The 6,430-nt window shown below is 72.4% G+C and carries 8 protein-coding genes; 7 read left to right on the forward strand and 1 reads right to left on the reverse strand.

Going from position 1 to position 6,430, the window contains the following annotated elements:
- The first annotated feature begins 34 nt into the window (after nt 1-34).
- Genes VEA98_RS09900 through dnaQ form a run of 5 tightly spaced genes read left to right on the forward strand, consistent with a single transcriptional unit; the run spans nt 35 to nt 3,663 of the window.
- Nucleotides 35-904 carry a pyruvate, water dikinase regulatory protein gene (locus VEA98_RS09900; protein ID WP_324813621.1) on the forward strand — a complete coding sequence of 290 codons (870 nt, stop codon included), beginning with the start codon at nt 35-37 and terminating at the stop codon, nt 902-904.
- The gene (locus VEA98_RS09905; RefSeq protein WP_324813622.1) at nt 901-1,497 is read left to right on the forward strand and encodes a Maf family protein; all 597 of its coding nucleotides are present in this window, start codon (nt 901-903) and stop codon (nt 1,495-1,497) included. The genes VEA98_RS09900 and VEA98_RS09905 overlap by 4 nt, the downstream gene beginning before the upstream one ends.
- Entirely contained in the window at nt 1,494-2,291 is a 798-nt protein-coding gene (locus VEA98_RS09910) for a shikimate dehydrogenase (RefSeq protein ID WP_324813625.1), read from the forward strand. The genes VEA98_RS09905 and VEA98_RS09910 overlap by 4 nt, the downstream gene beginning before the upstream one ends.
- Nucleotides 2,288-2,929 carry a dephospho-CoA kinase gene (coaE, locus tag VEA98_RS09915; protein ID WP_324813628.1) on the forward strand — a complete coding sequence of 214 codons (642 nt, stop codon included), beginning with the start codon at nt 2,288-2,290 and terminating at the stop codon, nt 2,927-2,929. The genes VEA98_RS09910 and coaE overlap by 4 nt, the downstream gene beginning before the upstream one ends.
- A gap of 5 nt (nt 2,930-2,934) precedes the next feature.
- Nucleotides 2,935-3,663, forward strand: a complete 729-nt coding sequence (gene dnaQ / locus VEA98_RS09920) for a DNA polymerase III subunit epsilon (protein ID WP_324813630.1) — start codon at nt 2,935-2,937, stop codon at nt 3,661-3,663.
- Nucleotides 3,664-3,676: 13 nt separating this feature from the next.
- On the opposite strand, the gene secB is transcribed toward dnaQ, so the two are convergent.
- A complete protein-coding gene (gene secB, locus VEA98_RS09925) occupies nt 3,677-4,177 on the reverse strand; it encodes a protein-export chaperone SecB (RefSeq protein WP_324813632.1) in 501 nt (166 codons plus the stop codon).
- Between the two features lie 233 nt (nt 4,178-4,410).
- Between secB and timA the strand changes: the two genes are divergently transcribed.
- Both timA and VEA98_RS09935 read left to right on the forward strand, forming a co-directional pair.
- Nucleotides 4,411-5,052, forward strand: a complete 642-nt coding sequence (timA, locus tag VEA98_RS09930) for a TIM44-related membrane protein TimA (RefSeq protein WP_324813634.1) — start codon at nt 4,411-4,413, stop codon at nt 5,050-5,052.
- Complete coding sequence (locus tag VEA98_RS09935) at nt 5,049-6,167, forward strand: MltA domain-containing protein (protein ID WP_324813636.1); 1,119 nt, start codon at nt 5,049-5,051, stop codon at nt 6,165-6,167. The genes timA and VEA98_RS09935 overlap by 4 nt, the downstream gene beginning before the upstream one ends.
- Nucleotides 6,168-6,430: the final 263 nt, after the last annotated feature.

Consider the following 6,430-nt stretch of genomic DNA (forward strand, 5'->3'; position numbering starts at 1 on the left):
GCCGATCCCCAGACATCGTTCCCGGGATGACCCGATGAGCCCGGCCCGTCCGGCCGGCGTTTCACGACTGGCGACCTATTTCCATGTGCATCTGGTCTCGGATTCCACCGGCGAGACGCTGAACGCCATGGCCAAGGCGGTGGTGGCCCGTTTCGACGGCGTCATCCCGATCGAGCACATCTACGCCCTGGTCCGGTCAGCCAAGCAGATGGACCGGGTGCTGGAGGAGATCGAGTCCTCGCCCGGCGTGGTCCTGCACACCCTGGTCGACCGGGAGCTGCGCGAACAGCTTGAAGACGGCTGCCGCCGGCTGGACATGCCGCAGATTGCGGCGCTGGACCCGCTGGTCGGCGCCCTGTCGCGCTATCTCGGGGCCGCCCTGTCGACCCGGGTCGGAGCGCAGCACGCGCTGGACACCGACTATTTCAACCGCATCGCCGCTCTCGACTACGCCATGGCCCATGACGACGGCCAAGGCACGACCGAGCAGCTGGAAGGCGCGGACGTGGTGCTGTGCGGGGTCAGCCGCACCTCCAAGACGCCGACCTGCATCTATCTGGCCCATCGCGGCATCCGCGCCGCCAACGTGCCGCTGGTGCCGGGGCAGGAGGACGGGGAGCGGCTGGTCGGGCTGAAGAATCCGCTGATCGTCGGCCTGACGGTGTCGCCGGACCGGCTGGTGCAGATCCGCAAGAACCGGCTGGATGGACTGAACGCCGGCCGGGCCTCGTCCTACACAGACCACGAGGCGGTGCGCGAGGAGACGGTCAAGGCGCGCCGGGCCTTCGAGCGCCGCGGCTGGCCCGTCATCGACGTGACCCGACGATCCGTCGAGGAGACGGCGGCGGCGATCATCAATGTGCTCAACGAGCGGCGGACGCACCGGGTGGGGACCAGCTGGTGAGCGGCGAACGGCTGATCCTCGCCTCGAAGAGCGCGGCGCGGCGTTCGATGCTTGACGGCGCCGGCGTGCCCTTCTCGGTGCAGGTCGCCGATGTCGACGAGGACGCCGTCAAGGCGACGCACGATCCCGCCGACGCGGCGGGTCTTGCCGTCGAGCTGGCGCGGGTCAAGGCGCTGGCGGTGTCGCGCCATGATCCTGAGGCCTGGGTGCTCGGCGCCGACCAGACCCTCGCCTTCGCCGGCGGGCTGGTGTCCAAGGCCTCCTCGCTCGAAGCGGCCCGAACCCGGCTGGCGGCCATGCGCGGACGGAGTCACCAGCTGCATTCCGGCGCGGCCCTGGCCCGCAACGGTCAAGTGGTCTGGTCGGGCGTCGACAGCGTGACGATGCGGATGCGGGACTATTCCGACGCCTTCCTCGACGCCTATCTGGCGGCCGAGGGCGAGGCCGTGCTGGCGTCGGTCGGTTCGTACAGGCTCGAGGGCCTGGGGGCCCAGCTGTTCGAGGCGGTCGAGGGCGACTATTTCACCGTGCTGGGGATGCCGCTGTGGCCCGTGCTGGCCGAACTGCGCCGGGCCGGGGTGCTGGCGACATGACGGCGCTGGCCGGCGTCGCGGGCCAGCCGATCGCCCATTCGCTGAGCCCCCTGATCCACGGCGCCTGGATCGAGGCGGCGGGACTAGACGCGGAATACCGCGCCTTCGCTCCGGCGGACGAGACGGAATTCGCCGCGCTCGTCGCCGACGGCCGGGCGGGAGTCCTGCGAGGCCTGAATGTCACCGCGCCGTTCAAGGCCACGGCGCTGGCGCTGGCGGATGAGGTCAGCGAGACGGCCCGACTGTGCGGCTCGGCCAATCTGCTGGTGTTCGACGAAGGCAGGGTGAGGGCCGACAGCACCGACGGCGAAGGCTTGATGGCGGCGCTGGCGGAGCAGGCGCCGCAACTTGATGTAGAAGGCCGGCCGGTGGTCATCCTCGGCGCCGGGGGAGCGGCGCGGGCGGCGGCCGCCGCGCTCAAGGCGGCCGGCGCCGGGGTAGGGGTGCTCAACCGGACGCCGGCGCGGGCGGAGGCGCTGGCGTCGGACCTCGGGGTTCGGGCGGTCGGCCCTGAGGCGGTTGCCGACGCGCGGCTGGTGGTCAGCGCCCTCAGCGGGCCTCCGGAGATCGACGTGGAAGCGCTGCGGTCGGACGCCGTCCTGATGGACATGACCTACCGGCCGCTGCTGACGCCCTTCCTGGCGGCGGGGCGGTCGCGGGGTCTGGCGACGGTCGACGGGCTGGCCATGCTGATCGGGCAGGCGCGGCCATCGTTCCGGGCCCTGTTCGGCGTCGAGCCGCCGCCTGTGGATGTTCGGGCCCTCGCCCTCGCCGCCCTGGGAGAGACGTCATGATCGTGCTCGGCCTGACCGGCTCCATCGGCATGGGGAAGACGACCACGGCGGCGATGTTCGCCGATGAGGGGGCGCTGGTCTGGAACGCCGACGAGGCGGTGCACCGGCTCTACGCCAGGGGCGGAGCGGCGGTGCAGCCGATGGAAGAAGCCTTCCCCGGCGTGGTCGTCGGCGGCGCGGTCGATCGCATCCGGTTAGCGGAGGCGCTGGCCGGGGATGAGGCCGCGTTCCGGCGCCTTGAGGCGATCGTCCATCCGCTGGTGCAGCGGGACCGGCGGGAGGACCTGAAGACGGCTGAACGTCAGGGCGTGCGGCTGGCCGTTCTGGACATTCCGCTGCTGTTCGAGACCGGCGGCGATGCGGCGGTGGATGCGGTGGTCGTGGTCACGGCCGATCCGGAGGTGCAGGCCGAACGGGTGCTGGCGCGGCCGGGTATGACGCGGGAGCGGTTCGGGGCCATCCTGGCGCGGCAGACGCCGGATGCAGAGAAGCGGCGGCGGGCGGACTTTCTCGTCGACACCGGCCATGGGCTGGAGGCGGCGCGGACGCGGGTGCGCGAAATCGTGGGGACGGTTCTGGCGCCGGACTGGACATCTCGGCGGCGCGGGCTTTCGCCGGGCGCCAAACCGATTCAATAAGGGCCATGGCCCGCGAAATCGTCCTCGACACCGAAACCACCGGCTTCGACCCGAAGACCGGCGACCGGCTGATCGAGGTCGGCTGCATCGAGATCGAGGACCTGCTGCCGACCGGGCGGACCTATCACACCCTGGTGCATCCGGAGCGGCTGATCCCGCCCGACGCCATTCGAGTTCACGGAATCACCGACGAAAAGGTTCGCGACGCGCCCAAATTCCGGGATGTGGTCAAGGACCTGATGGAGTTCATCGGCGATGCGCCGGTGATCGCGCACAACGCCGCCTTCGACCGGTCATTCATCGATCACGAATGCGGGCTGTGCGGGCATCCGCTGATCGAGGAGACGCGCTGGATCGACACCCTGAAGCTGGCGCAGAGCCGGTTTCCGGGCATGGCCAATTCGCTGGACGCCCTGTGCAAGCGGTTCAAGATCAGCCTGGTCGAGCGGACCCTGCACGGGGCCCTGATCGACGCCCGGCTGCTGGCCGAGGTCTATCTGGAGCTGAAGGGCGGCAAGGAGCGGCGGCTGGACCTGTCGAGCGCCCGCAGCGTGGCGACGCAGGCGGCGGCGGCGACCGCGGGCGGCTACGGCCCTCGACCGCGGCCGTTGGCGCCGCGCTCGACCGAGGCCGAGCGGGCGGCGCACCTGGCCTTCCTCAGCGAGACGCTGAAGGACCGTTCGCTGTGGGCCGCCTACGGGCTGGATGTCGAGGCGGCCACGGAAGCGGCCTGACGGCCTGTCCCGATCAGGCCTGGGCGGTTTCGGCCGGGCCGCGCGCGATCTGCTGCTGACGCGACATGTAGATGCCGGCGAAGTCGATCGGGTCGACCATGAAGGGCGGGTAGAAGCCGCCGTCCGCGGTGGCGCCGGCGATGATCTCGCGGGCGAAGGGGAACAGGTAGCGCGGGCATTCGATCAGCAGCATCGGCTCGATGTCCTGCTCGGCCACGCCGGACAGGGCGAACAGGCCGCCGTAGACCAGCTCGATGTTGAACACGGTCAGGGCGTCGGTGGAGGCCTTGACGGTCAGGCGCAGTTCGACCTCGAACAGGCCGTCCTTGCGGCCCTGGGCGTTCATCTCGACGCCGAGGTCGATCGCCGGCTTGCCCTCGACGCGCAGGGAGTCCGGGGCCTTGGGGTTCTCGAAGGACAGGTCCTTGACGTATTGCGCCAGGATGCGGAAGCCGGGGCCGGCGGGCTCGCCCTGGTTCGGGGTGGTGGCGTCGGCGGGGGCGGCGTCGGTCATGGCGATCGGTCTTGTCTGGATGGCGTGAGGGACGGCGGCGCCGGCCCCGGAAGGCGCGGCGACTAGCATGCGACGCCCGTTGCGGCAACGACGGTCGCCCGGCAGGGGCGGACGGGCCGGCCGTGGCGATCCGCCGCCGGGGCGCGGGGGGCGCCGTTCGCCTTGCGCGCCCCCATATCAGCCCCTAATCGTCGTTTCACCGCGCCCCGCGTTCTCAGGGCGCCAGTCAGGGAATGCCCGTGCCGGTCCAGGTCCAGATCGTCATCTTCGCCGTGATCGCGGCCATCGTGCTGTTCCAGCTGTACAATGTGCTGGGCAAGAAGGTCGGGCGCCAGCCCGAGGACGACGCCCGGGCGCAGCCCCCTGCCCCCGCCCCCGCCGCCGCGGCCGAGACCGGCGGCGCCCGGCCGAACATCCTCGACGCCGCGACCCTGGCCTCCATCGCCGGGCTGAAGGCGCGCGACCCCGCCTTCGATCCGGTGCGCTTCCTGGAAGGCGCGCGGCAGGCCCATGAAACCATCGTGCGCGCCTACGCCGCCGGCGACCGCGAGACGCTGAAGCCGCTGCTGACGCCGCGGGTCATGGACTCCTTCGAAGCCGGCATCGCGGCCCGGGAGGCGCGCGGCGAGACCGAGGAGGCCGAGTTCCTGCACCCGGCCCGAGCCGACCTGGAACTGGCCACGGCGGAGGACAACCGCGCCCTGGCCAAGGTCCGCTTCCTCGCCGAGCTGCGCAACCGGGTGACGCCCGCCGAGCCGGGGGCGGACGAGCAGGTCGAGGAGCGCCGGGTCGCCGAGGTCTGGACCTTCGAGCGCATCCTGGGCGCCAGCGACCCGAACTGGCTGCTGGCCCGCACCGAACCCGCCACCGCATGAGGTCCGCGCCGGCCGCGGCGCTGGCCCTCGCCCTGCTGGCGATGGCCGCCTGCGCCACGCCGCCGGGACCGGCCGCGCCGGCCGGGCCGGCTCCCGCTCCGCCCGCGCCGGCCGGCCCCTCCGCCCCGGGTCCGACGCCGCCCGCCGGCGAGAGCCCGGCGATCCTGCCCGGCTGGGCCGACGAGGACCACCTCGCGGCCTTCAACGCCTGGACCGACAGCTGCCGCGTCTCGCGCGACCGGGCGGCGCAGGGCCAGTGCGCCCGGGCGATGCAGATCCGGCGCACCTCGAAACCGGTCACTCCGTCGATGGCCCGCGCCTTCTTCGAGAGCGGCTTCTCGGTGGTTGCGGCGGAGACGGAGGACGGCGGGCCGGGCCTGCTGACCGCCTATTTCGCCCCGGAGTACGCCGCGCGGCGCAGCCCCGACGGCGAGTTCGACAGGCCGGTGCTGGCGCCCCCGGCCGGCTGGACCCGGGGCCAGACGCTGCCGCCGAGGGCGGAGATCGAGGCGGACCCGCAGGCGATGTCCGGCGCGCCGCCGCTGGCCTGGATGCGGGCCGAGGACCTGTTCTTCATGCAGATCCAGGGGTCGGGCTATCTGACCTTCGCGGACGGGTCGAAGGCGCGGGCGGCCTATGCGGCCGACAACGGGCGGCCGTTCACCGGCATCGCCCGGCCGATGGCGGAGCAGGGGCTGTTGCCGCCGAACGGGACCTCGGGCGAGGCCATCCGGGCCTGGCTGGCGGCGCATCGGGGCCCCGAGGCGCAGGCCGTGATGGCGCTGAACGCGCGCTACATCTTCTTCAGCCTCGATCCCGACGATGGCGGCGATCCGAATGGCGCGGCCGGGGTCCCCCTGCCCGCCCGCCGGGCCATCGCCGTCGATCCGGCGCACTGGCGCTACGGCGACTTGGTGTGGATTTCGGCCGACGGCGGAAACCTGGCCGGGGCGCGCGGCAGCTATCGCGGTCTGGTGATGGCGCTGGACACCGGCTCGGCGATCCGGGGGCCGGTGCGGGCCGACCTGTACATGGGCCGGGGCGCGGCGGCCGGGGAAGAGGCCGGGGCGGTGCGCCATCCGCTGAGGATGTGGCGGCTGGTTCCGCGCGGCTAGTTCGATTGTCAAAGACCTGAAGACGCGGTCCGGCCTGGGGCCGGGACAAGGGCGTGAGTCGGCGCCGCTTCGGCCTGAAGCGGTTGGGGAGGGCGCGGGGTCGCCGGGCCTCGCCCGGTGAGGGGTTGTGTTACCGTTTCGACGAGACAGACGCCCCGCGCGGCCGTTTTCCACGCACCCGACCGGCTGGCGGCCCGTTGGAGCCTTGCCGGAAACACGCCGGCGGCCTTGCGGACGCCGGCGCGGGACGGACCTGCAGACCG

The organism is Brevundimonas sp., assembly GCF_035627055.1.
Taxonomy (GTDB): domain Bacteria; phylum Pseudomonadota; class Alphaproteobacteria; order Caulobacterales; family Caulobacteraceae; genus Brevundimonas.